This is a genomic window from Methanococcus vannielii SB (genome assembly GCF_000017165.1).
Classification (GTDB): domain Archaea; phylum AGJL01; class Methanococci; order Methanococcales; family Methanococcaceae; genus Methanococcus; species Methanococcus vannielii.
The window spans coordinates 784,567-808,455 of the sequence record NC_009634.1; the positions used below are offsets into that span (position 1 = coordinate 784,567).

Consider the following 23,889-nt stretch of genomic DNA (forward strand, 5'->3'; position numbering starts at 1 on the left):
AATTAGTATATCTCAGAATCGGCTTCAGATTCTTCGTTTAAGTCAACAAACCTATCTGTAACTATTTCCAAACACTTTTGAACTGTTTCACTAATTGAAACGTTTTCTATAACTGGAACTTTATTTTCTCGTGATTTTTTAACGATATATTCATTTATCTCTTTTATTATTTCAAAATTACTTAAATACCGTTCAAGAGGCCTATCACTAACCTTTGCACGTGCTACAAACCGTTGTTTATGTATTTCTTCGGAACTTAGTGTAAGATTTAAAATAATAACGTTTTGCATTGAATGATACTTCTCACCAAGAAGCCCCGGAACTATGTGGGTACCTTCTAAGATTACGCTCATACCCTCGGTTAAACTTCTATCAATAATACTTTCGATTCCAATTAAAACTGGTTCAACATGCCGTTCAAATCCCAATAAGTGCATTTCTTTTGTATCATATTCTTCAGCTGAAGAGTGCCTTAATGCTTTCCACGCAGTATAGGATGATTCATAAAGCATTGGAACTAAATCTTTTGAAATGCTTCGCCTCATTACTTCCCGTATTGAGTCAGTACCAATAACACTTGGAATACCTAGTCTTGATGCAAGTTCAAATGCAATCGTCGATGTTCCAACACCACTTGCACCGCCGACAAGAATTATTATTGAGTGTTTTTTTAAAACCCTTCTCCAAAGAAGATACTTTTCTGCAATATCTTCGTAATCCCGATTTATTAACGCATAATATACTCTTCGTCTTAATTCATCTTTTGAAATCTTTCTTAAACCCTGATCTGTTAAATCTCGCTCAATTTCTCTCGCTAAAATATACGACTCGCTAGGTTTCATTCCTGCAGCAGTCAGGGACCTCGTTAAAAGACCTTTTGAAAACGGCATTTCATAGTCTTTATCTTTTACAAGTATTTTATTAGTTATTTCTTCAAATGTCATCGTATCCCTACCAATCTAAAAACGTAGAATAACGTGATAATAATTATAATCATAAAAAAGTAATCATTTAAAATTATTATAGTTATGTATTTTTATTATTTATTTCTAATATCAATCGTCTGGCTAAGTTCGGGCCCTGTTGATATAATGGTTACCCTAACCCCAACTTTCTCTTCTACTTCTTTAATGAATGCCTTTCCTTTTTCGGAAAGTTCATTATAGTCAATTATACCATAGCATAGTGGGTCGTATTTGTCAAGGCACGTTATTGCAATTTGAGTTGCACCATTTAGCTTACAAACTTTTTTAGCAAGTTCAAAGTCAAAGTATCCAACCCGTCTTCTCCTGCCTGTAACTGTACCATATTCAACTACACCTAATTTTTCGGCTTCTTCTAATGACATTTCTGTTGGAAATGGCCCTTCACCAACCCTTGTTGGGTATGATTTGAAAACAGCTACTACTTCATCAATTTTTGTAGGGCCTAAACCAACATCTGCTGCAAATGATGCTGCATTCGTGTCTTTAGATGTAACGTAAGGATAACTTCCGTAGTAAAGTGAAAGAAGTGAACCTTGTGTCCCTTCAATAATTACATTATCTCCGGATTCAATTGCATTATTTACTGCTTCTGAAACGTCCCCCAAATATTTAGAAAGCTCTGAAACATCTTTTGCTAATTTTAACGTCCTCATTGCCCTATCAACATTTGCGGGGCCGCATCCGGTTCCAGTTGACCCAATTTCTTTTGAAAGGTGTTCATTTGATTTATCAAGATCCCTGTGCTTTGATTCAATTACTCCACACCGGTAGTCTATAATTATTCTTTCTCCAACGTTAAACTTTTGAAGTTTTTCAATTTCCCTAACAAGTACTTCAGGGTCAGTCAAAACTCCTGCACCAACTGCAAGTTTTGCGTTAACATTTGGAAAACCGGTTGGAACCATTCTAATTCCATATTTTTCTCCGTCTACTTCAACAGTATGTCCTGCATTAGGGCCAACGCCCCCCCTTGCAATAATTGAAGGGTTGTCTTTTTTACAAAGGTAGCTTATAACTTTTCCTTTACCTTCGTCGCCCCATTGGCCACCAACAATTATGGTACATGTCATTTACAGAACCTCCATTTAAATCCTCAAAACTATTCGGAGGAGTTTAACCCTACTAATATCTGAATAAATAGATGTGAATTCCTAAAAAAAGAAAATTAATTAGTTAAAGTAGCTGTCAAATTCTCCAGCGTCAACTGCTTTTTGTGCTTCTTTTGGAGTTTTTCCTTCAACATTTACTCCAACTGAAACACATGTTCCAATAACTTCTTTAGCGGCACTTTTTAATGTGTACGCTAACATTGCATCTTGTTTCATTTTTGCTATTTTTACAATTTTTTCCATTGTAATGTTTCCTGCAACTTTGTGCTTTGGTTCTTGTGAACCGCTTTCAAGCCCTAATTCCTTTTTAATTAAAGCTGATGCTGGAGGAATACCCACTTCTACTTCGAATGTCCGTTTGGTTGTTTCAACAATAACCTTAACTGGAACACTCATTCCTTCGTAGTCTTTTGTTTTTGTGTTAATCATTTGGACTACTTGCATAATATTTACACCTAGTGGTCCAATTGCAGGCCCTAATGGAGGCCCTGCGGTAGCCTTACCACCAGTTACTAGAATCTCTACAACTTGTTCTGCCATATAATTCACCTCAGATGAAATCGTGTTTAGTATCGCAATAATACTATCATAAACTCCTTATTGATATTTATGTGTATCCTATTTAAAATTTACCATGTATTTAAACTATTTTTGTTTTGCTACTATTTTTACCTGCTCAACCCCAACTGTTATTGGAATTGGAACTGCTGCATCTATCAATTCAAGAGTAATTTCTTCTTTGTTTTTGTCAACCCTAGTAACTCTTGCTCTTTCGCCCTTAAATGGCCCTCCAACAAGCTCTACAACATCTCCTTTGTCGATGTTTTCAATTATCTTTGTAGGGGTCAAAAGGTGATCTAATTCATTTACGGTAGTTTCTCCGGGAACTATCCCCTTTACCTTAAAGCTTTTCCTAACAAGTTCGTCTAAAGCCCCTTTGTTTGCAGCTTCAACTAATATATAACCTTTTAAATCTTCTGTTGCAAGTATTGAAAATACTTCCAAATTTTCTTTTTCTGCTTTTGTAGCCAAGGCCTCTGCAACGTTTTTTTCCTGGCCGTTAGTAGTTCGTACTGCAAAAATCATAATCTCACCAAAAATGGATAAAATTTTTAAAAATTGTTTAAATCTAAAAATAGTCTTAAAATAACTGAAAATATTATAGATTTATAGTATATATTTATTGTGATAAGTACTACTAAATAAATAATGTAAGTTTTTAAAACAAAATAAATATAAATTTGACTATTTCCGTTTTAGGGCAGTATAAGGGTTTTGAGGTAAGTAACTGGAACGTGGATGAAGAATCCAATTATTCCAAGAAGACATATTCCAATCCCGGTAACTTTAGAAATTGTTAAGTATTCTTCCCTATTTGGTTTTCTTGAAATCATTAGTACTCTTTTGCACTGTTGTAAAAAATCTTTTAGATTATTTACCATTGATTTTGAATCAATTTTCGGCATATCTATTGAAGGCTTTTCAATTGCCAAAATATCACATCCATTTTAAACTGTTAAATCTTTGGAATATCTATTAAATATCTCTTTTTAGTAGTATCTATTGCGTAATTTCCTGTTGATTTTGTTCCGGTAACGATAAGTAAAACCCTTAATGAATTTTCTAGTGTTTCATCTATTGTTGTACCCCAGATAATTGTTGCCTTATCATCGAGCCTATCTGAAACAGTTGAAACTATCTCTTTTGCTTCATCTAAGCTCATATCTTCAGGTCCAGTTATGTGGATTAATGCACCAGTTGCACCATCTACATCAACACATAGAAGAGGACTATTTAATGCAATTTGTATTGCTTCTCTTGCTCTTTTTTCAGAATCACTTTCACCAATACCCATCATTGCAATTCCACCATTATTCATTACGGCCCTAACATCTGCAAAGTCCACGTGGATATCGCCTGCATTGTTTACAAGTTCAACCATTCCCCTAACTGAATTCATCAAAACTTCATCAGCCACTTTAAAAGCAGTTCTTAAGGGAACGTTATGAACAATCTCTAACAGCTTATCGTTAGGAATAATAACAATAGTATCCGCAATTTCTTTTAACTTGTTAAGTCCGGCTAGTGCATTTGACATTCTAACTTTTCCTTCCATTGAAAACGGTAGTGTTACAACTGCAACAGTTAGTGCTCCTATCTTTTTAGAAATTTCTGCTACAACCGGAGCTGAACCTGTACCGGTTCCACCACCAAGCCCGCAGGTGATAAACACGAGGTCTGAATCTTGAATTGATTTTTTAATTTCTTCTGCATTTTCTTTTGCTGATTCTTCGCCTTTAACAGGGTTTCCACCTGCACCCAGTCCTTTTGTAAGATTTTTTCCAATTAAAACTTTATGATCAGCATGTGTTTTTACAAGTTGTTGTGCATCGGTGTTTATCGCAATAACTCTTGCCCCACTAATACTCTCTGCGAGAAGCCTATTAATAGCGTTATTTCCTGCCCCCCCACAGCCTATAACAGTAATCCGAGCTTTTGATTGCTCTATTAATTCTAATAACTCCCTGTCAATATCAGAAATTTGTTCTGGAGCTGCGTCTAAAAAGTCAGTTTGTGCAATGTTTTTTAAAAATTTCAAAATTATTACCTCCTCATAAGTAGTGGTGCCCTGAGCCCTGATTGTGCGGGTTTTAAATAATTATTGGAAATATATAACTTACAAGATTTATATCTTTTCATTGAATTTATATAGATAATATAATATCGCCTTTTTAGGCTAATGTTATCAACTTAGTATATAATGGAGCCATCACTCTGTAATGATTTCATTTAATGAATTCATATTTATATTATTTTCGATTAGAATCCGGTGAAACTGTGATAACGTCTAAAGAAAGAGATTTAGCAGCTCAAAAAATATTAAAACTTGCAAATGAAATGTATAATGATATATTACATGGCAAAAGGCCAAAAATTACATTTCCAATAAGGAGCCTTGCAAATGCAAAGTTTGACGTTGACAAAGGAACTTTTGCAATACTTGGAAAAGAAAAAGATAGGACATTAACGGTAAATCAAGCCAAAATATTTGCTCAAACCATTAAAATGATGGAATTTTCAAAAAGTTTGTTAGATACTAATGACTTTTCAACCCTAAGGGAAGCGTATTATGTTTCTAAAAATTGGGGTGAAGCAAGATTTGACGACCAACAACCTTCAAATGGCGTTATTGAAGATATTGAAGCAGCATCAGAACATTTAAGGGAGGATTTAGGATTTATTCCCGAAGAAGACGGTGCAGCAGTTGTAGGCCCGTTAAAAATACGGGATAGAACCGCAGATGGCGAAGAAATTAGGATAGATTGTGCAAAATTAGGTAGTGGTGCATACAGTATACCAAACGATGTTACAAAACTAGAATTTGATACAAAAGCAGAATTTATTTTAGCAATAGAGACCGCAGGTATGTTTGCAAGGCTTAATGCAGAAGGATTTTGGAATAAACATAATTGCATATTAATATCATTAAAAGGAGTCCCTGCAAGGGCAACGAGAAGATTTATAAAAAGATTAAATGAAGAACATAAACTTCCAATTCTGGTATTTACGGATGGTGACCCTTATGGGTACCTAAACATTTATAGGACCCTAAAAGTAGGAAGTGGTAAAGCCGTTCACCTCGCAGATAAATTAGCAATTCCTGATGCAAGATTAATCGGCGTAACTCCTCAGGATATTTTAGATTACGACCTTCCAACGCATCCTTTAAAAGACCATGATATTAAAAGATTAAAAGATGGCCTTAAAAATGATGATTTTGTCCGTTCATTTCCTGAGTGGCAGAAAGCACTAAACCAGATGGCTGACGGTAAAGTAAGGGCAGAACAGCAGTCTTTAGCAAAATACGGTTTAAAATACGTTGTTGAAGAATACCTTCCTACAAAAGTTGAAGACCAAAGTACTTGGCTCCCGTAACCTTGATACAATTGTTAAAAACACTTTTTAAGTACAATATAAAATCTTAAAATATCTTTTTTTAAGCTAAAATCGGCCGATATTAAGTCAAAATTTTTCGAAAACGATATAAATGAGCCCATTCAATATTTCATGGGTAATCCCCCAATACTATACAAATTTAACGGAGACTAAACTATGAATTGGCTCTCAAAGGTTTTTACATTAACGGTAATTACCATATCTCTTTTAACGTCCCTCAGTGCTGAATTAAGCCCGATTGGATGTGAAAACATATTTAACAACTTAGCATGCCAAAATTTTAACGAAAATCATAATAATTTACTAAATAACCGCCAAGTTACCAATTTTCAACTAACAAGTATATTGAATAAAAACATAGCATATCAAACATATGAAGTCAGGTCTTTTGCACCGTTAAAAAGAGAGTCTTCAAAAACAGTGCTTATAAAGTCAAGACAAATTTCAATAAATCAGGAAACTAGTCCTGAAGTAAATACTGGAACTAACACCGGAAATACTGGAACTAACACCGGAAATACTGGAACTAACACCGGAAATTCGGAAGTTAAAGATAATTCCGAAAATGTTCAAGCACATGGGTCGACAATAGTTGTTGTCAGAAGGACTACTTCAAATACTCCTAAAGTAGAAGAACCTAAAGTAGAAGAACCTAAAGTAGAAGAACCTAAAGTAGAAGAACCTAAAGTAGAAGAACCTAAAGTAGAAGAACCTAAAGTAGAAGAACCTAAAGTAGAAGAACCTAAAGTAGAAGAACCGATAACTGACATGAATGCCCAGATTGGACATTATATATTAATATATACCAATAGAGAACGTGCTTCTCACGGGCTTAATGCGTTTATATTAGATGAAAGGCTAAACAAAATCGCACAAGATCATAGTAATGACATGGTCAAAAATAATTACTTTTCACATACTAGTTTAGATGGAAAATCCCCGACCGATAGGGCCGTATCCGCAGGTTACGACGTTAAAAAATCCCTTGGAAACGGCTATTTTGCAATAGGTATTGGTGAAAACATAGCTAAAATGCCAACAGGAAACGTGCTTGGTATAGGCCATGTTTCAAACGATGCACAAAGTGTTGCAAAAGCCACCGTTGATGCATGGATGAATAGTCCGGGACATCGTGCAAATATATTAAGTTCAAGATATACTAGAATAGGAATAGGCGTAGCATTTGATGGCAGGTTCTACGTTGAAACTCAGAACTTCTTTTAAAAATTTCTATTTTTTTCTTTTTTCATATTTTCAATCGAAATTTAAAGTTTTTATAAATTTATAAAGTTTTCTTGAACCCCGTACCAAAAAATATTAATAAACTTAAAGAATATAGCAAATACTACCACTAATACGTGATTTTATGGTGAATTTATGAAAGCAGTTATTTTTGTTATAGATGGACTTGGGGATAGGCCCGATGAATTTGGCAATACACCTTTAAAAGAAGCAAATACTCATACAATGGATAAAATAGCAAAAGAAGGGATTTGTGGGATAATGAATGCAATTGATATTGGAGTAAGGCCGGGAAGTGATACTGCACATCTTGCACTATTAGGATATGACCCTTATGAAACATACACTGGAAGGGGACCATTTGAAGCTTGTGGTGTCGGAATTACAGTAAAACCTGGAGACATTGCATTTAGGTGCAACTTTTCATCAGTTGACAAAGAATTCATCGTCACAGATAGAAGAGCAGGAAGAATTGAAGATACAAGTTTGCTAGAAAAAGAACTTGATGGATTAAAAATTGATGATGTAGAAGTAATTTTTAAAGAATCTGGCGGATACAGAGCAGCACTTTTATTGAGGGGCCCTAATTTAAGTGATAAAATAAGTGATGCAGACCCTAAAAAAGAAGGGAAAAAGGTAAAGGAAATAATTCCATTAGATGATTCAAAAGAAGCAGAAAAAACTGCAAACATATTGAATAGACTTTTAAAAGTTGCTTACGAAAAGTTAGATGGTCATCCAGTAAATCAGAAGAGAAGAACTAACAATTTGCCTGTTGCAAACATGATAATTCCAAGAGGAGTTGGGAAAGTTCCTGAAATTATACCATTTGATAAAAAATACGGTTTAAAAGGTGCTTGTATTGCTGGAACGGGCCTTATAAAAGGAATTGCTAAAATGGTAAATCTTGACGTTATTGAAGTTAAGGGTGCTACCGGAACTCCAGATTCTAACTTTATGGCAAAAGCTAAAGCTCTCGTTGAAACATTGAAAACTCACGATTTCGTACTCATAAATGTAAAAGGTGCTGATGAAGCAGGACATGACGGAAATTACGAAGTTAAAAAACAGGTTATCGAAAAAATCGATGAAATGTTAACCTACATTATGGAAAATATTGATAGAAAAGATGTCTATTTTGTATTAACTGGAGACCATTCTACACCCATTGAAGAAATGGATCACTCTGCAGACCCACTTCCAATTGTAATATGGGGAAAAAGTGTAAGGGTTGACGATGTCGAAAAATTTGACGAATTTTCAACATGTAAAGGTGGCCTTAATTGGATAAAAGGAAAAAATATCATGCCAATTTTAATCGATTTAATGGGGCTTTCAAAAAAGTATGGGGCATAATTTAAAAATTTAATAAATTATTTAGAATCCAAAGTCAATTTTTGGATTTAATTTCTTGTCTTTATTTGAAAGCAATACTACTCTACTTTCAAATGAATCATTAGTAATTTCAAAACTACTATTTTTTTCTAAATTTTCGCACATTCTTAAAAGCTCTTCATGCTTTAACATGTCTGAAAGTTCGAGTCTTTTTCTTGAATATCCTACGTTCATGTATGACTTTATCTCTATAAAATTTGCGTTTGACCTACTATAAAGCTCTTTAAATTTTAAAAGGTCGTCATTTATATTTCTAATAACTGTAGTGCGTATGCATGACCTTTTTTTATTCTTTAAAATATCTAATGTGTTTAGTATATTTTCCCAATCTTTTTCGGTTCCGTTGCAGATTTTTTTATAGCTTTCAAGGTCGTAAGCATCAAGGGAGATATATAGTTGAGTTGGATTTACTTTTTCAATTATTTCAGTTAATATTCCATTTGAAACCAAAAAAGTTGACATTCCTAAATTATGGAATATTTCTATTAATTCTGCAAGGTATGGATACATTGTAGGCTCCCCAGAAAGCGATAGGGCAATGTGTTTTGGAGTCATTGCTTCATTAAATTTTTCTTCACCAATTCGATTTAAAATTCCTTTATACCCCATTAAAATTGTCCTGTGCATTTTTAAAATGTCTTCTGCAACATTTTCAGGATTTTTCCATTCGGGAAGAGAATATGGCTTAGTATTTAAATCACTAGGGAGTATTCTCCAGCAAAACATACATTCTTGCTGACACCAAGCTACAGAAGGCGTACTTTGAATACATCTATGTGTATTTATCCCATAAAATTTCGATTTGTAACATTCGTTTCCATCTAAAAAGGATTTTCGAACCCATCCACAAAGTTTGACAGAACTGTGGCCTTTAATTTGGTAGTGCTGTTTTCTTAAGACATTGTATATTTCATCAGGTATCAAAATATCACCAAAAATTAAAGTTATTCTTGTAATTTACAACTGTTAATTTTTAAACTATACTATTTTTATAACATTTGAGTATATAATAAAATTTAAATATATGATAAAACACTATATTTAGGGTATGACAAGAGTAATTGGAGTAATTGGAAGAAAGGATACTGGAAAAACTAACCTAATTGCCGATATCCTCAAGAATCTGAAAAGCGAAAATTTGAGCTTTGCAACTGTTAAAAACTCCCATATGGACATTGAAGTAGATGTTTTGGGAACCGACTCACACAATTTAAAAAAGTTGTCTGAAGTTTCAGTTTTTGTTACTAAAAAAGGTTCTGCTTTTTATTATGATAATATGAACCTTAAAAATATCCTTGCAAAAATCGACTGCGATATTCTAATAGTTGAAGGTTTTAAAGAGGAATTAATAGAACTAAATATCCCAAAAATTCTTGTTACAAGGGACGGCAAGGGTACAGAATTAGAAGACCTTCAAACAGTAATGAGAGTAGACGATTTTAAATACGATATTGATGAAGTTAAAAATAAAGTCCTTGAAAAGGCAGTTGTTCCAACATACAACCTAAACTGCGGGTATTGTGGACATAACTGTAAGATATTTACTGAAAAAGTTGTAGCAGGAGTAATTAAATGGGATAGTTGTGTTATGGCAACAGGACTTAAGTTGGTAGTAGATGGTAAAACTATTCCATTAAACCCTTTTGTTTCGGAAATTATTCAAAACACTTTAAAAGGGATGATAGGTACCTTAAAATGTGCTAAAAATCCAAAAAATATTTCAATTAAAATTGAAAAGAAATAACCTTTTTTTTTATTAAAAAGCCATTGTTGAATAGTATGGACTTTTTAATATCTTAAAATATTCAAATATAAGAATATAAATATTAGAACAGGTAAAAGATATATTGCGATTATTTGGTGATATTATGGTAATGGATGAATACAAGTACGAGTATATGGCAGAAGTGTTTAAGGCGTTTGCTGACCCAACAAGATTAATGATTTTGGAACTTTTAAGTGAAAACGAAAGTATGTGTGTTTGTAAGATTATTGAAGAATTAAAAAAACCACAACCTACAATTTCTCACCATTTGAACATCTTAAAAAAATCAGGAATCATTAAGGCAAGAAAAGAAGGAACTTGGAATCACTATTATATTGTAAACCCCAAGGTAAGAGAAATGATATCGATAATTAGGGGAATCGTTGATTAAGCAGTTTAAACTTAATTAACTATTATAGATAATTTTATATATTATACATCACTATTCATGAGTAATTTAGGTGATGTATGAGATTAAGGAATAAATAAAACACAAATCTCTTTTTTATTTAAAATTAAACTTATTTTGTCCAATTTAACAAATTTACAATCGGTGCTGTGAGATTATGGGCGTTCAGGAAGAAATAAAGAAGCTTGAAGACGAATTATTACATACTCAATATAATAAAGCTACTCAAAAGCATATTGGAAGACTTAAAGCAAAGCTTGCCAAATTAAGAGATGAGCAGCAAAACCCTAAAGGTTCCGGTGGTGCATCCGGCCCATCTTATGCAGTTAGAAAAACAGGAGATGCAACTGTTGCATTTGTTGGTTTTCCATCTGTTGGTAAGTCTACTTTATTAAACAAAATTACCAATGCAAATTCGGAAGTTGGAGCATATGCATTTACAACTTTAACAATTATTCCCGGACTAATGGAACATAAGGGTGCAAAAATCCAGGTTCTTGATGCACCGGGGATTATTTCAGGTGCTTCATTTGGTAGAGGTAGGGGTAGCGAAGTACTTGCTGCAGTTAGAAACGTTGACCTTGTAATGCTTGTTGTAGACGTATTCTCACCAGAACATATACCGATACTTGAAAAGGAACTTAGTAATGTAGGAATCAGACTTGACCAAGAGAAACCTGATGTAAAAATTGAAAAACACGATAGAGGCGGACTTTCAATTAATACTACAGTCCCCTTAACAAAAATAGATGATGAAACAATTGCCGCAATTTTAGGGGAACATAGGATTCATAACGCAGGCGTTTTAATTCGTGACGATATAGATGCAGACCAATTAATAGACGTTGTGCTTGACAGCAGATCATATATCCCAACGCTTGTAATTGTTAATAAAATTGACCTTGCGGATGAACCAAATTTAAAAAAGACAGAAGTTGCAATTGGAAATAGGCCTCATGTGTTTGTATCTGGCCATAAAGAAATTAATCTTGAAGAATTAAAAGATAAGATTTTTGAAACTTTGGGTTTTATTAAATTATACTTAAAACCGCAAGGTAAAAAGGCAGATGTTGAAGAACCGTTGATTATTTTAAAAAATTCAACTGTGGAAGATGTTTGTAATAGGCTACATAGAGATTTTGTTAAAAATTTTAGATACGCGCTTGTTTGGGGAAATTCTGCAAAGCACCCCGGACAGAGAGTCGGCCTTGACCATGTTTTAAAAGATGAAGATATTTTAACAATCGTTGTTAAAAGGTCACTTTAAGGCGATAATATGAATGAAGAGGAATATAAAAAAATTATAAAAGCAGGGGAAATAATTTCAAAAGTTCGAAGTGAAGCTTTGAAAATGATAAAACCCGGCAATAAATTATACGATGTTGCAGAATTTGTTGAAAATAGAGTTAGAGAACTTGGTGGAAACATTGGATTTCCATGCAATATTTCTTTAAATGATATTGCTGCACATTATACTCCCTATTTTGGAGATGAAAGTACTTTTTCAGAAAATGATGTTGTAAAACTGGACTTGGGAGCACATGTTGACGGATTTATTGCAGATACTGCCGTTACTGTTGATTTGTCTGGAAAATATTCAGACTTAAAAAAAGCATCGGAAGATGCATTAAATACAGTTATAAAAGAGATTGTCCCCCCAATGAACGTAGGGGAAATGGGAAAAATAATTCAGGAAGTAATTGAAAGTTATGGATATAAACCAATTTCAAACCTTTCTGGACACGTAATGCACCAATATTCATTGCATTCGGGAGTAAGTATTCCAAACGTCTTTGAAAAAACTAGTAGTACTATTGATGTTGGGGATGTTGTTGCAATTGAACCTTTCGCAACAACTGGTTTTGGACAAGTCGTGGATGGAAAAGACCGATTTATCTTCAAATATTTAAAGTCAAGACCGGTAAGGCTTCAGGCAGCTCGAAATATTTTAAAAGAAATCGAACAAAACCATGCATACCTTCCATTTTCAGAGCGAGATATGGCAAAAATTGACCCAATGTATAAAACTGCGATTAAAAACCTTTTGATATCTGGAATTTTATACGGGTACCCGACATTAGTTGAAAGAAATCAGGGAATTGTAGCTCAGAGCGAGCATACAATTGTTATTACAGAAAATGGTGTTGAAATTACCACAAAATAGTTAAAAATGGCAGAACGGTGAAAAAATGATAGTCATTTTAAACAACGGCGGACAGTACGTGCATAGAATTCAGAGGAGCTTAAAATATATTGGAGTACCTGCAAAAATTGTTTTAAATTCCACTAACCTTGAAGAGATAGAAAAAAATCCGGAAATAAAAGGAATAATTCTAAGCGGCGGCCCAGATATTACAAAAGCTACAAACTGTGAAAACATTGCATTGAATTCAAAACTTCCTGTTTTAGGAATATGTCTTGGACATCAATTAATTTCAAAGGCATATGGTGGAAAGGTTAAAAGAGCAGAATCTGAAGAATATGCAAGTATTAAAATCCATGTAAAATATGAAAATGATATATTCAAAAATGTTCCAAACGAATTTACCGCATGGGCTTCACATATGGATGAGGTTAAAGAAATTCCAGATTGTCTTGAAGTTTTAGCGTTTTCTGAAATTTGTGGAGTAGAAGCATTTAAACATAAGGAAAAATTAGTTTATGGGGTGCAATTTCACCCTGAAGTTTCGCATACTGAACATGGCGAACTAATCCTTAAAAATTTTTGTAAAGTATGCGGTTTTAAATTTAATGAATAGTTTTTTTTAAATTAAAGAATTTGAAGAATCAATTATAACAACGTTTCCTGAAAGGACTTCTATTTCTTCAGTTGTTAATAATTCTTCTTTTACATTGTCTCCAATTATTGCACTATGTCCAAGTGGATCTTCAATTATTAAAGTTATTTTTTCTTTTCCAAGTTTTACATTTTCAAGTTTTTCTATTAACGTTTTTGCCCGTTTTTTTTCTTCTTCAGTTTCAAGCCAGCTAATAAGTGTAATAAGTGCCTCTTCCATTCTTATTATGACCCCTTCAACGTTTGAAACGTAAGCTTCAGATGCAGGCCCAGGTGACATTTCAAAGCCCAATTCAGGTATTTTTACATGTCCTGAAGAGCCCCTTATAACCCGTTTATTTAAATCATATTCTTCTAAAACTGGCAATATATACCGTTTAGGTTCTTTAACTTCTGATGGGAATATATCACTTTTTTTATATTTACAAGCTTCACAAAAAATTGTTGTTTCAATCACTTTTCCAAAATACGGTATTTCAAGTTCCTGTGTTACTATTTTTAATGACTCTTCCTTCCCACATATTGGGCAATCAATTAAATTCACCATATTTTCCATAAAAAATCACCTTAATCAAATTTTGAAAATGCTACTTACCTAAGTAAAAGACTATGTTCTCATAACATAAAAAAATTTATACATATCTTAATTTTCGACTTGAACCAAGTAATAAAATATATATACAAAATCCCTCAAGAATAATGTTATTCTTATGAAATAATTTAAAGTCTTGTAGACTAAATCGTGGTAAAATGTACGACAAATTAAAGATTATTGAAAGGGCAATTCTTTTAAACCCGGAACATATCAAGGTTTTTCGTGAAAAGCTCAAAATTACCCAGTCAAAACTTGCTGAAGAAAGTGGTGTAAGTCAATCACACCTAAGTATGCTTGAAAAGGGTAAACGGGATACTGGAGAAGCTCATGCTGCCGCAATAACACTTGGAATGCTTAAATGTAGTAATGCATGGGATAAAGAAGACCCAATACTATATCTTTTAGACGTTTTATCGCTTACAAAGTTAGAAAGCGCCATTGTATCGTTTATAAGAGATTTGACTACAACAAACAGTATTCTTTACAGGAGATTTATTGAAGGGCATCCTGTATATATTGTAGATATAAACCAATTTTCTGAAGAAATTAAAAAGAGACTAAAAGTAATGAATATCGAAGAAGTATCCTTTTTTAGGGGCCGGATGGAAATTAAAGGAATACATTTGGATAATAAAACAGTAGTAATAAGTTTGGATTGCTCAGATATTCGTAGACTTGAAAAAAAGGTCTCTGATGTACTTTCAAATAATACGATAATACAGATATTTCCAAAAGACGAAATTCCCCCAATATATTCTATTAAAAAAGAATGTATGATTGTACACTGCTGGTGATATTAATGGTGCTACTTTATTACTGCATAGCCGTAATCTCCGCAACATTATTTGGAGCATTGATCGGCCTTAAATTATCGTTTGATATGGATTCATTTGAAAGTTCGCTTTTATTCCCGACCCCAATTGTAGCTTTAGGACTTACTGCAATTTTTGGATATCTTTTTAGTTTGGATATTATTTCAAGCGTAGCTATCGGGATTTTTGCAAGTATTTTCTCAAAATGTGCAAATAAAATATTTCCGGGTGTTTTAGATGGTAATAATTGAAATTTTAAAGGTTATAATCGCATTTTTAATATGCTTTCTTAACTTTATTATTGTCGATACGTACTTTGGGCTTCCAAAAAAACCCGGAGTTCTTGGTGCAAAAGTAATTGGGCAAAAAATAGAGAATATCGGCGGTAATTTAAATGGAGGATACTTTATGGGAAACATTGTCTGTTCCCCTGATGCATCAGCAGGTACGCTTATGGCATCGATATTTTACTACCTTTTAGGTGTTGAAGGTGGATTAATTGCTTCTTTATTTATCTACATTGGAAACAGACTCTGTAACGATACAGGATATGCTGGAACAATTGGAACAATTACTGCAACGGTATTGATTTATTTATTAAATGGATTTATTTTACCAGAATACTTTATTGCAGGAATGGTAGTTGCAATATTTGTAATTCAGGGATTGAATCATGAATTTGCCTCTAAAATTCTTGGAACCGTTGCTAGGAAAATGGGGATGATATAATGGAGTCTTCAGTAATTACAATTACAATTGGAATAGTTGGACTGATTTCGGTTGTTAAATTATTTTTAACGAAAAGTAGGGCCCTAAAGCTCCCTCTGCTATGCTGCATAAACTTTTGTATTGCAGCACTAATTGCGTTACATATAAAAAGTCCAGCTGCTGCAGTTGCAGCTGCAATTTACTTTATATCATCTACAGTTTCAAGTAACGCCATAGCCCATACGATAGGGGAACTTGATAAAATAGAAAAGTTTGAGAGGAAAAGGTGATTTAATGGAATTTTTACCAATAGTTGCCGCAGGATGCTGTATTCTTGGAGGAATAGGTACTATTACCCATACTCACAATATCAATAAAATAATAATGTTCGCACTCCTTGAAAGTGGATTAATAGGACTTATTGCATCATTTTACTACCTTGATGTTGCAATAGTATCTTCGATACTTGAACCTATTGCAACGTTAATTTTGCTTTTGGGGGTTTTAAAATACGAATACGCCTTAAAAACAAAGAAAAAATACAGTACGGAAGTTCCTGTGCTTACTAAATAGGTGATAAAATGGATTTAATTACCCTAACAATGTATACAGGATACTTTTTATTAATATTGGGAACGGTTGGCGCAGTTATCGGCCCAATGACAAAAGACCCATTTAAAAGGCTTTTAAATATAGAAGTTCCATCAATTGGGGTTTGTCTTGTATTTTTAGCGTACAATCAAACCCTTGCATTGATGACATTTCTTGGAGTAAATGCGATATTAACGTTAATTTTAGTTAGGGCCATTCTAAAAAACGTAGAGCTGGAGGAATAATATGAAAAGAATAAATGAAGCCTGGAATTATATTTCTAAGCCCAGTGCAGTCTCCAGATTATTCTCGGTATTTATCTGCATTTTTTTATTTATAGGAATATTCTTACCAACTACGTTTAATGAAAATCAGCTTTATCCAAAAGACAGTATTCAAGGACAGGTATTAATAACACCTTTGGCACCTTACGACAGGGGCGGAATTTCCTTTGAAGAAGCAGCAGATGTAAAATCTCAGTATCCTGAGTACCAACCATTAAGGGGGCATATTACTGCATACCTGTCACCAATTGCAGTATTTATCAGTCAAAATACTATGTACTTTGGAACTACAATCGTATCGACCCCTGGCGGAATTTTAGATGAGATACTTTACTATACTAGAGGTTTTGATACAGTACTTGAATCATTAACGTTATTACTCTCATTTACAATATTTGGCTGGCTGTTTCTTAATCGAAACAATAAGGTGGAATAATGGACTACGTAAGTTTAATGTTTAGTAAAACTGTTGGAGTCGGGTTAATCGTAGGTATATTATCCCTTTATACAATATCTCGCCAAAAATCAGATTTAAACATGATTTTACTAACTGATCTTGTAGAATTTGCAATGCTCGTAATAATTGCCGCAGTTGGAACAGACCTTGCAGAAGCCTTAATTCTTCCAGGGCTTGTTGTTGGAATGGCTGAACTATTGGCAGTTTCAGAAATATTCGTATCTAGAAATGAACTGAAAAAAACTGGTAAAAAGAAAAAGTCGAAATTATTAGAAGAATTTACAATTAAGGAAACTCCAAATCTTAATATACGGTTTAACAAAATGGAAGTACTTTATACTACTCCAAAATTCTTTGCATTCATTTTAGTGGTTTATGGTGCAATTTTAAGTGGATTTACTGGCGGTGCAATTATTGCTAGCGGTCTTTTATTCTACATACTAGCTAAAAGAGCTACTGGTAAAAAAATACTTTCAAAAGAGTTAAAAGTATCATTTGAAGGAATTTCCGGACTTTCCGGAATATTCTGGACTCTTTGGATATTGGGCTATATTGGACTATTCCTGTTCCCAGATAGGTGGTTATACTTCTTAATTATGGCTGGATTTGGACTTTCTTTAAAAGTGGGTTCAAAACTTGGACTAATCGGGGAGTTGTTAGAATAATTTTGACCAAAGGTGATTAAAATGCTTTTTGAATCGATTGCAGGAAACTTTTATGGCATAATTCCTTTGGGCGACATTATATTTTATTTAACAGATTTTTCGCTTATAGGATTTGTTGTAGCGATGTTTTTCACATGTGTAGTTTATCTTACAAAACCTGAAAAACAGCTTGAAGCACAGATGTACGAGTTTGGTGATAAATTTAACCACGTAACGGCTGAGGAATTAAGGGTAAGAAAATTCATGTCCATAGTATGCGGAGTTGCAACTGCATTCTCAATGCTTACTGGGGACCTTTTTAATTTTGCACTATTTCTTGCGGTAATCGGTATTTCAAATATAGGAATTGTCTCAGCAGTTAAAAAAGAATGGGTTTTAAATGCTGCATTCCATTATGGAATTATCGCAATGATATCTTCACTTCCGTTATTTGGTGCAGCCGCCTTAATTTTGGGTAAAACGGGAACTCTTTCGATATTTGAACTTTCAAAAATGTCTCATGATTTATTATATCTAAAAATACTTTATGCAATTGGAATGATTGGTGAAACGGGCGTTGCTCCATTTTACGCTGCAAAAGCAGAAATGTTTCGAGCCCCAGGTGCCCCGTACATTTTAATGATACACCTCTCATCGCTACTTGTAATTGTAAGAACTGTAGAAATTCTGCTTACAATATCCTAAGGTGGAAAAATGAGTCCTGAAAAAAAAAGCGGGTACTTTGCAATGTTGATTGGAATTTTAGGGTATATTGGAATATTATATTTAAATCCTAAAAATGATATGGTCACTTACCTTTCAACAGCAGTATTTACCCCATTTATTATTTATGCCGTTTCAATATTTCTAGGCCCTAAATCAAGGCGGGAAAAAATAGGCCAAATTCCGTTTAGAGGGTGGTAATTTGAGTGCAGTACCAAGCATTGTTAACGGACTTTTATATGCACTTTACGCATTTTTAGTCGGGGGAATCTTATTGGGATTCCATAGGAAACTTATGGCAAGAATTCAAGGAAGACCTGGGCCTCCAATTATACAATATTTAATACATACCTTTAAATTTTACTTTAAAGAAATAACCTTCCCAATTTCTGCGGGAAATCCGCTTTACGTGTTCGTATCACTCATGGATATTATGGTGTGGATGAGTGCACTGTTTATTGGAATCGTATTTGAATCATCTTTATTAATTCTTATTGGACTATACATCCTTCAAAAAATCGTCGAGCACGGCTGTGGATTAAGTAGTGGTTCTCCATATGGTAAAATTGGTGGTGTTAGAAGTGTCTTTTCAGCAGCAGCAGAGGTTCCATTGTTTGCTGCAGCAGGAATTATTTACGTTGTAACCGATTCTTTAATAATTAAAGACATATTGTCCTACCAAATAGCAAATGGGCCATTAATATTTCAATTACCAATGAGTGCATTTGCAATCTTCGTGCTTTTAGTTTCAAAAGCCCCTTTTAGCCCTTTTGGAATCGTTAAAGCAAAAGACATTGTAAGTGGATATATAACCGAGCACTACGGCCCCCTTGAATCAATTATAATGATTGGAGACGCAATAGCGTGGTTTGTACTCTTATGGTTATTCATGGCATTATTCTTAGGGCCAATATTTGCACTAAATCCAGTACTTACGCTTATAGGGATGCTTGTGCTTACGGTAGTCATAACATTTATATGTGCCCTAACACCACTTCTTGCACCAAATCATTCAGTAATGCTCCAGATAACGATTGCATCACTTACGTTAATCGATCTGGCATACAGAATTACCCATTAGGTGGTAAAAATGAAACAGTACATCCAATTACTTTCAATTGCGGGAATTGTAACACTTGGAATGATTGCTTTAATCAGCATATTGCAAAAGCCCGTAAATCCAATTTTAGGCATTTTTATAATACTAATAGCCGGAATTTTAGTTTTAACTATGAAAAGTAAAAAAATAGTCCATTTAATAGAAACTACCGAACACCTAATGATGCTTCTAGTACTAGTGGCATTTATATACTTAGGATATTTCGCATTTATTTCAGGGTGATTTTCATGAACGAAGTTCCGTTTACACTACTAATAAGTGCACTTACCTTCATTTTGGGTTCTTCGCTTGGCTTATCATATAGCTACAAAAAATACAAAAAGCCATATATTGAAAGAAGTCTTGATATAGCCGCTCTTGCTTCAGCAGTTATTGGAGGTCTTGCATTTACAGTTAATTTACCTATCTCAATACTATTTCTTGCATTTCCATTAGGAATGAGGCCCGGATACGGCCATGCAGAATTCAGTCTTGGAGTAATACTTGCAGTTATTGGATTTATATTAACATTAGGGCTGTTCTAGCAATAAAGGTGAAAAATATGCTAGAAGATATTGATAAAAACTACAAAGATTCGAGTTTAAAACAAAAATATAATATTATAAAAGGAAACCGCTACATCATGGAAGAAGCGATTGTTCCAATTTCAAAAGCATTGAAACTTCCAATGGATGACGTTGTAGATATATTTGTCAAAATTTACGATAGTGCATCGCTTTACGAATCACATGCCTACGTTGAACAGGCAAAAATGGGGTGCCTTGGAAGAAGAGTCGATATTGACCTTGGACTTTGCTGGATAGCGGATTTTTTCGGGCTTATTTCTAAAAATGATGCCGATTTGATACGAAAAAAAGTTGTTGAAGATACGATTATTCGAAAAAAGCCCTATAATGAATCTCTTGAAGAAGGGCGGGCCCTTGCAGTCAAAATTTTAAAAGGAGAAGAATAATTCGTAGAGATGATTATCATGATTAAAGATTTTGTAAGAAAAAGATCCATTAATGTCTGTATCGTTAACACCGGCGGTTGTAACGGTTGCGATATTGAAATTGTATCTACACTTGCTCCAAGGTACGATATAGAACAATACGGGATTTACGTGCATAATAATCCTAGAGAAGCTGATGTTTTAGTTGTTACTGGCCCAGTAACTGGAGCTTGGGAAAAAAGACTTCTTGAACTTTATGAAAAAACTCCAGAACCTAAAATAGTAGTTTCAATCGGGGCATGTGCATTAAGTGGCGGAATATTTAAAGAAGGCCATATTTTTGGGCCCGTTGATAAAATAATACCTGTTGATGCAAAGCTTCCAGGATGCCCTCCAAGGCCTTCAGAAATAATTTCAGCAATTGTTTCAATTGCACCGGAGGCACTTGCTGCAAAAGAAAAGATTATGAATCAAAAACTAAAAGAAGAAAAAAATAAAACCAAAGCTTGAATTTAGAGATGATATTTATGAATGTAGTGCCAATTGGGCCTATTCACCCAGTACTAAAAGAGCCCATCCGTATAAAACTCCTTGTCGAAGGAGAAAACGTAAAAGGTGCAGAGTTAGATATGGGTTACGTACATAGGGGTATTGAGCGAATAATGGAAGGAAAACATTATTTAAAAGGAATTCACCTAGCTGAACGTGTTTGTGGAATTTGCTCATATATTCATACACAAACATTTGCGGAATGTATTGAAAATATGTGTAATATAAAAGCACCTGAGAAGGCAGAATACTTAAGGGTGGTTACATGTGAACTTGAAAGATTACACAGTCACTTAATTGCAGCAGCAGTCTATAATCTTGCAATTGAACATGAAACTATTGGAATATGGATGCTAAATGCAAGGGAAACCATCATGGATTTACTCGAATCTATTACGGGAAATAGGGTAAACATGGGTTTTAACGTCGTTGGTGGAGTCAGATTAGATTTAAATAAAGAGCTTTTAGATTCAATTTATAAAAAACTAGATGAGTTTGAAGATGACATTGTAAACATTGTAGAAGCATTCCAAAACGGGCCCCTTATTGGAATGAGGAGTAAACATATAGGAACTATAGGGTATAAAGAAATAATGAAAACCCGTGCGGCAGGGCCTGTTGCAAGAGCATCTGGAATTCCTGAAAGCGATTGGAGACTTAGACATGAAACTTATCAGGCTTTAAACTTTAAGCCAGATTGGAGAAATGAAGGAGACAATTACGCTAGAATGATGGTAAGGCATGACGAAATGATTACAAGTATTAAGCTTATTAGAAGAGCACTTGAGCTTTATTCAGAATGCTCCGGCCACGTGAGAACTAAAGCAGAAATTAAAGGTTCTGAAGGTGAATGGAAAAATGAAGCGCATAGGGGTGAAGTATACTACAAAATAGCAATTACTGATGGAGGACTCATAAAAAGAATAATAATAAGGACCCCAACAGTAATGAACTTAGAAGCTTATAAGTACATGCTAAAAACGTGTCCAACTATTTCAGATGCTGTTGCAACATATACTTCAATCGACCCTTGCGTATCCTGTACTGAGCGAACAATTGAATTAAAAGATACAATTACGGGAAAAAGTAGTAATTACAAGTTTTAATAATTAAACTGATTACAGGAGGGTATTATGTCATCATCTATTTGGTACCTTTACGAGTTCGTAAGAAAGAAGTGGTTTAAAAAGTTTACGAACGCTAAATCTGAAAAAGAAAGCTATATTGAACCCGAAAGATTTAGAAAAATTCCTGTAACTGTAGATTTTCCAGAAAAATGTATAAGTTGCAGTGCATGTGCCGAATCATGTCCTTCGGATGCAATTTTAATGAAACATAATGAAGAATACAATAGAATAATGCCTGATTTTGACGACGGTTCATGCATAAATTGCGGAAATTGTGTTGAATCGTGCCCCACAGAAGTTTTAGAAATGGGGACATTAAGAAAAGAAGCTTCAGGACTTAGTTGGAATGTTCCAAAAAAAATAAACCTTGTAATAGATAGCGAAGTTTGTGTAAGTTGCAGTTCTTGTGAAAAAGTCTGTCCTGTAGATGCAATATCCCATAATAGATTTTCAATTTATAAAATTGACGTTAATAGCTGTGTAAGTTGTAAAAAATGTATAGATAGTTGTCCAGTTGAAAATGCAATTCTAACTTATGATGAATTATCACTATCTAATAAAATAGATGTTTCGCAATACAAGAAGTTTGACCGTGAAAGACTCGGGATGAATTTTAAAGTTGAAATGGACATAATACCTGAAATTCCAAGAATTGTTCCAGAACTTTGTATAAATTGCAAAAACTGTGTTGACGTATGCCCCGGTTTAATTGATATCGAAAAATTAACCGTAGTAACCTGTGTAAAATGTGGACATTGTCTTTCAGTGTGCCCTACAAGCGCAATTAGAACTGGAACACTTGCAAAAATTACAAAAAATACTAAAAAATGCCATACTATAAACGATAAAAAATGTATCGGTTGTAGAATTTGTTATAAGTCTTGTAACGTGCCTAATGCATTGAATATTTCAAAAGAAACTAATTTGCCATATATTGACCCAATTTACTGTGTAAGATGTGGAATTTGCGAAAACGTATGTCCCGTAGATGCAGTTGATATTTTAAAAACAGATGTTTCACTTGATATAAGTCTGAAACAAAAAGTAAGAGATGAATTTGGGAATATTCTTCAAAAAGACCTTGAAGAATTCACCAAAAGCTACGTGCTTTTAAAAGAAGAAATAAAAGAAAAAGGTAAAAAAATTATATCTGATACCAAAATACCTGAAAAAAACAAGAAGGGTGATTAACATGGTATCAGAATTAGTTAAAAAATATTTTGATGATTTAAATGTTACCTTAGAACTTGAAAGTCAGTTGATAAGTAATAAGATTGAAATAAATCCCGAAACTTGCATATTATGCAATAAATGCGTTGATATATGCCCCGTTTCTGCAATGAATTCTAAATATCCAGATATTCCAAACATAAATAAATCTTGCGTTTACTGTGGAAATTGCGTTGATATATGCCCCGTTTCTGCAATAAAAATTACAAAAGCACGAGTAAAAGTTGTTGATGGGGATATTGTAGTTGAAAAAAATCATTGTAAAAATAAAAAAATAATGTACGATAGAAAAAAATGTGTAATGTGTATCGTATGTATTAAAAACTGTCCTTTTGGTGCAATAGATGAATTAAAATCAGGAATTAAATTTAATGAAAAATGTGTGCTTTGTGGACATTGCGAAAGAATATGCCCTGCAGATGCCATTGAATTAGAATAATTAGGATTTTCAAGGTGTT

General features: G+C 33.8%; 34 protein-coding genes. 26 read left to right on the forward strand and 8 right to left on the reverse strand.

All coding sequences use genetic code 11. The features are described 5' to 3' along the window. Positions 1–2: 2 nt before the first annotated feature. The 6 genes from MEVAN_RS03785 to ftsZ all read right to left on the reverse strand — a co-directional run bounded on the left by MEVAN_RS03785 (position 3) and on the right by ftsZ (position 4,694). Positions 3–944, reverse strand: coding sequence for a 2-phosphoglycerate kinase (locus MEVAN_RS03785; RefSeq protein ID WP_011972550.1), 942 nt, complete (start codon positions 942–944; stop codon positions 3–5). Positions 945–1,039: 95 nt separating this feature from the next. Further along, positions 1,040–2,056: an adenylosuccinate synthetase gene (locus MEVAN_RS03790; RefSeq protein WP_011972551.1), complete on the reverse strand. Its 1,017-nt coding sequence runs from the start codon at positions 2,054–2,056 to the stop codon at positions 1,040–1,042. Positions 2,057–2,155: 99 nt separating this feature from the next. After that, the gene (locus MEVAN_RS03795) at positions 2,156–2,635 is read right to left on the reverse strand and encodes a 50S ribosomal protein L11 (protein WP_011972552.1); all 480 of its coding nucleotides are present in this window, start codon (positions 2,633–2,635) and stop codon (positions 2,156–2,158) included. A 105-nt stretch (positions 2,636–2,740) separates the two neighbouring features. Then, positions 2,741–3,181 (reverse strand): transcription elongation factor Spt5, encoded by a 441-nt coding sequence (locus MEVAN_RS03800; protein WP_011972553.1) that lies wholly within the window; start codon positions 3,179–3,181, stop codon positions 2,741–2,743. A 170-nt stretch (positions 3,182–3,351) separates the two neighbouring features. Next, positions 3,352–3,588, reverse strand: a complete 237-nt coding sequence (locus tag MEVAN_RS03805) for a protein translocase SEC61 complex subunit gamma (protein WP_011972554.1) — start codon at positions 3,586–3,588, stop codon at positions 3,352–3,354. Positions 3,589–3,611: 23 nt separating this feature from the next. Next, entirely contained in the window at positions 3,612–4,694 is a 1,083-nt protein-coding gene (gene ftsZ / locus MEVAN_RS03810; protein ID WP_011972555.1) for a cell division protein FtsZ, read from the reverse strand. A 239-nt stretch (positions 4,695–4,933) separates the two neighbouring features. Between ftsZ and MEVAN_RS03815 the strand changes: the two genes are divergently transcribed. The 3 genes from MEVAN_RS03815 to MEVAN_RS03825 all read left to right on the forward strand — a co-directional run bounded on the left by MEVAN_RS03815 (position 4,934) and on the right by MEVAN_RS03825 (position 8,650). Further along, positions 4,934–6,031 (forward strand): DNA topoisomerase IV subunit A, encoded by a 1,098-nt coding sequence (locus tag MEVAN_RS03815; protein WP_011972556.1) that lies wholly within the window; start codon positions 4,934–4,936, stop codon positions 6,029–6,031. A 177-nt stretch (positions 6,032–6,208) separates the two neighbouring features. Continuing rightward, positions 6,209–7,276: a CAP domain-containing protein gene (locus MEVAN_RS03820; protein WP_011972557.1), complete on the forward strand. Its 1,068-nt coding sequence runs from the start codon at positions 6,209–6,211 to the stop codon at positions 7,274–7,276. A 153-nt stretch (positions 7,277–7,429) separates the two neighbouring features. Further along, positions 7,430–8,650 carry a 2,3-bisphosphoglycerate-independent phosphoglycerate mutase gene (locus MEVAN_RS03825; protein ID WP_011972558.1) on the forward strand — a complete coding sequence of 407 codons (1,221 nt, stop codon included), beginning with the start codon at positions 7,430–7,432 and terminating at the stop codon, positions 8,648–8,650. Positions 8,651–8,671: 21 nt separating this feature from the next. On the opposite strand, the gene twy1 is transcribed toward MEVAN_RS03825, so the two are convergent. Continuing rightward, positions 8,672–9,613, reverse strand: coding sequence for a 4-demethylwyosine synthase TYW1 (twy1, locus tag MEVAN_RS03830; protein WP_011972559.1), 942 nt, complete (start codon positions 9,611–9,613; stop codon positions 8,672–8,674). A 124-nt stretch (positions 9,614–9,737) separates the two neighbouring features. On the opposite strand from twy1, the gene MEVAN_RS03835 reads away from it, so the two are divergent. The 5 genes from MEVAN_RS03835 (at position 9,738) to MEVAN_RS03855 (ending at position 13,622) form a co-directional block, all read left to right on the forward strand. Then, entirely contained in the window at positions 9,738–10,433 is a 696-nt protein-coding gene (locus MEVAN_RS03835) for a molybdopterin-guanine dinucleotide biosynthesis protein MobB (RefSeq protein ID WP_011972560.1), read from the forward strand. A gap of 124 nt (positions 10,434–10,557) precedes the next feature. Next, positions 10,558–10,845, forward strand: a complete 288-nt coding sequence (locus MEVAN_RS03840) for an ArsR/SmtB family transcription factor (protein ID WP_011972561.1) — start codon at positions 10,558–10,560, stop codon at positions 10,843–10,845. 175 nt (positions 10,846–11,020) lie between these two features. Next, entirely contained in the window at positions 11,021–12,130 is a 1,110-nt protein-coding gene (locus MEVAN_RS03845; protein WP_011972562.1) for an OBG GTPase family GTP-binding protein, read from the forward strand. Positions 12,131–12,139: 9 nt separating this feature from the next. Continuing rightward, entirely contained in the window at positions 12,140–13,027 is an 888-nt protein-coding gene (map, locus tag MEVAN_RS03850) for a type II methionyl aminopeptidase (protein ID WP_011972563.1), read from the forward strand. Between the two features lie 25 nt (positions 13,028–13,052). Then, on the forward strand, positions 13,053–13,622 hold the full coding sequence (locus tag MEVAN_RS03855; RefSeq protein ID WP_011972564.1) for a GMP synthase subunit A: 570 nt from the start codon (positions 13,053–13,055) through the stop codon (positions 13,620–13,622). A gap of 6 nt (positions 13,623–13,628) precedes the next feature. On the opposite strand, the gene MEVAN_RS03860 is transcribed toward MEVAN_RS03855, so the two are convergent. Then, positions 13,629–14,216: a ZPR1 zinc finger domain-containing protein gene (locus MEVAN_RS03860; RefSeq protein ID WP_011972565.1), complete on the reverse strand. Its 588-nt coding sequence runs from the start codon at positions 14,214–14,216 to the stop codon at positions 13,629–13,631. Positions 14,217–14,410: 194 nt separating this feature from the next. Between MEVAN_RS03860 and MEVAN_RS03865 the strand changes: the two genes are divergently transcribed. The 18 genes from MEVAN_RS03865 to MEVAN_RS03950 are packed head-to-tail and all read left to right on the forward strand — an operon-like array spanning position 14,411 to position 23,870. Then, positions 14,411–15,049, forward strand: a complete 639-nt coding sequence (locus MEVAN_RS03865) for a helix-turn-helix domain-containing protein (protein WP_011972566.1) — start codon at positions 14,411–14,413, stop codon at positions 15,047–15,049. Between the two features lie 5 nt (positions 15,050–15,054). Further along, complete coding sequence (gene ehaA / locus MEVAN_RS03870; protein ID WP_011972567.1) at positions 15,055–15,318, forward strand: energy-converting NiFe hydrogenase A subunit EhaA; 264 nt, start codon at positions 15,055–15,057, stop codon at positions 15,316–15,318. Further along, positions 15,305–15,796, forward strand: coding sequence for a hypothetical protein (locus MEVAN_RS03875; protein ID WP_011972568.1), 492 nt, complete (start codon positions 15,305–15,307; stop codon positions 15,794–15,796). The genes ehaA and MEVAN_RS03875 overlap by 14 nt, the downstream gene beginning before the upstream one ends. Next, positions 15,796–16,065: a DUF2109 domain-containing protein gene (locus MEVAN_RS03880; protein ID WP_011972569.1), complete on the forward strand. Its 270-nt coding sequence runs from the start codon at positions 15,796–15,798 to the stop codon at positions 16,063–16,065. Before MEVAN_RS03875 ends, MEVAN_RS03880 begins: the two co-directional genes overlap by 1 nt. A gap of 4 nt (positions 16,066–16,069) precedes the next feature. Continuing rightward, complete coding sequence (locus MEVAN_RS03885; protein ID WP_011972570.1) at positions 16,070–16,348, forward strand: DUF2108 domain-containing protein; 279 nt, start codon at positions 16,070–16,072, stop codon at positions 16,346–16,348. Positions 16,349–16,356: 8 nt separating this feature from the next. Beyond that, positions 16,357–16,611, forward strand: a complete 255-nt coding sequence (locus MEVAN_RS03890) for an EhaE family protein (protein ID WP_011972571.1) — start codon at positions 16,357–16,359, stop codon at positions 16,609–16,611. Position 16,612: 1 nt separating this feature from the next. Further along, a complete protein-coding gene (locus MEVAN_RS03895; RefSeq protein ID WP_011972572.1) occupies positions 16,613–17,086 on the forward strand; it encodes an EhaF family protein in 474 nt (157 codons plus the stop codon). Further along, the gene (locus MEVAN_RS03900; RefSeq protein ID WP_011972573.1) at positions 17,086–17,772 is read left to right on the forward strand and encodes an EhaG family protein; all 687 of its coding nucleotides are present in this window, start codon (positions 17,086–17,088) and stop codon (positions 17,770–17,772) included. The genes MEVAN_RS03895 and MEVAN_RS03900 overlap by 1 nt, the downstream gene beginning before the upstream one ends. A gap of 21 nt (positions 17,773–17,793) precedes the next feature. Continuing rightward, a complete protein-coding gene (locus tag MEVAN_RS03905) occupies positions 17,794–18,456 on the forward strand; it encodes a proton-conducting transporter transmembrane domain-containing protein (protein ID WP_011972574.1) in 663 nt (220 codons plus the stop codon). Positions 18,457–18,465: 9 nt separating this feature from the next. Further along, positions 18,466–18,675: a hypothetical protein gene (locus MEVAN_RS03910; protein WP_011972575.1), complete on the forward strand. Its 210-nt coding sequence runs from the start codon at positions 18,466–18,468 to the stop codon at positions 18,673–18,675. 1 nt (position 18,676) lies between these two features. Continuing rightward, complete coding sequence (locus MEVAN_RS03915) at positions 18,677–19,555, forward strand: respiratory chain complex I subunit 1 family protein (protein ID WP_011972576.1); 879 nt, start codon at positions 18,677–18,679, stop codon at positions 19,553–19,555. Positions 19,556–19,564: 9 nt separating this feature from the next. Further along, entirely contained in the window at positions 19,565–19,816 is a 252-nt protein-coding gene (locus MEVAN_RS03920) for a hypothetical protein (RefSeq protein WP_011972577.1), read from the forward strand. Positions 19,817–19,821: 5 nt separating this feature from the next. Continuing rightward, entirely contained in the window at positions 19,822–20,118 is a 297-nt protein-coding gene (locus MEVAN_RS03925; protein ID WP_011972578.1) for an energy-converting hydrogenase subunit EhaL family protein, read from the forward strand. 17 nt (positions 20,119–20,135) lie between these two features. Continuing rightward, complete coding sequence (locus MEVAN_RS03930) at positions 20,136–20,546, forward strand: DUF1959 domain-containing protein (RefSeq protein ID WP_011972579.1); 411 nt, start codon at positions 20,136–20,138, stop codon at positions 20,544–20,546. Between the two features lie 18 nt (positions 20,547–20,564). Continuing rightward, positions 20,565–21,035 (forward strand): NADH-quinone oxidoreductase subunit B family protein, encoded by a 471-nt coding sequence (locus tag MEVAN_RS03935; protein WP_048059148.1) that lies wholly within the window; start codon positions 20,565–20,567, stop codon positions 21,033–21,035. 17 nt (positions 21,036–21,052) lie between these two features. Continuing rightward, entirely contained in the window at positions 21,053–22,180 is a 1,128-nt protein-coding gene (locus MEVAN_RS03940) for a hydrogenase large subunit (protein ID WP_048059149.1), read from the forward strand. A 27-nt stretch (positions 22,181–22,207) separates the two neighbouring features. Continuing rightward, complete coding sequence (locus tag MEVAN_RS03945; protein WP_011972582.1) at positions 22,208–23,392, forward strand: 4Fe-4S binding protein; 1,185 nt, start codon at positions 22,208–22,210, stop codon at positions 23,390–23,392. Position 23,393: 1 nt separating this feature from the next. Then, the gene (locus MEVAN_RS03950; protein ID WP_011972583.1) at positions 23,394–23,870 is read left to right on the forward strand and encodes a 4Fe-4S binding protein; all 477 of its coding nucleotides are present in this window, start codon (positions 23,394–23,396) and stop codon (positions 23,868–23,870) included. Positions 23,871–23,889: the final 19 nt, after the last annotated feature.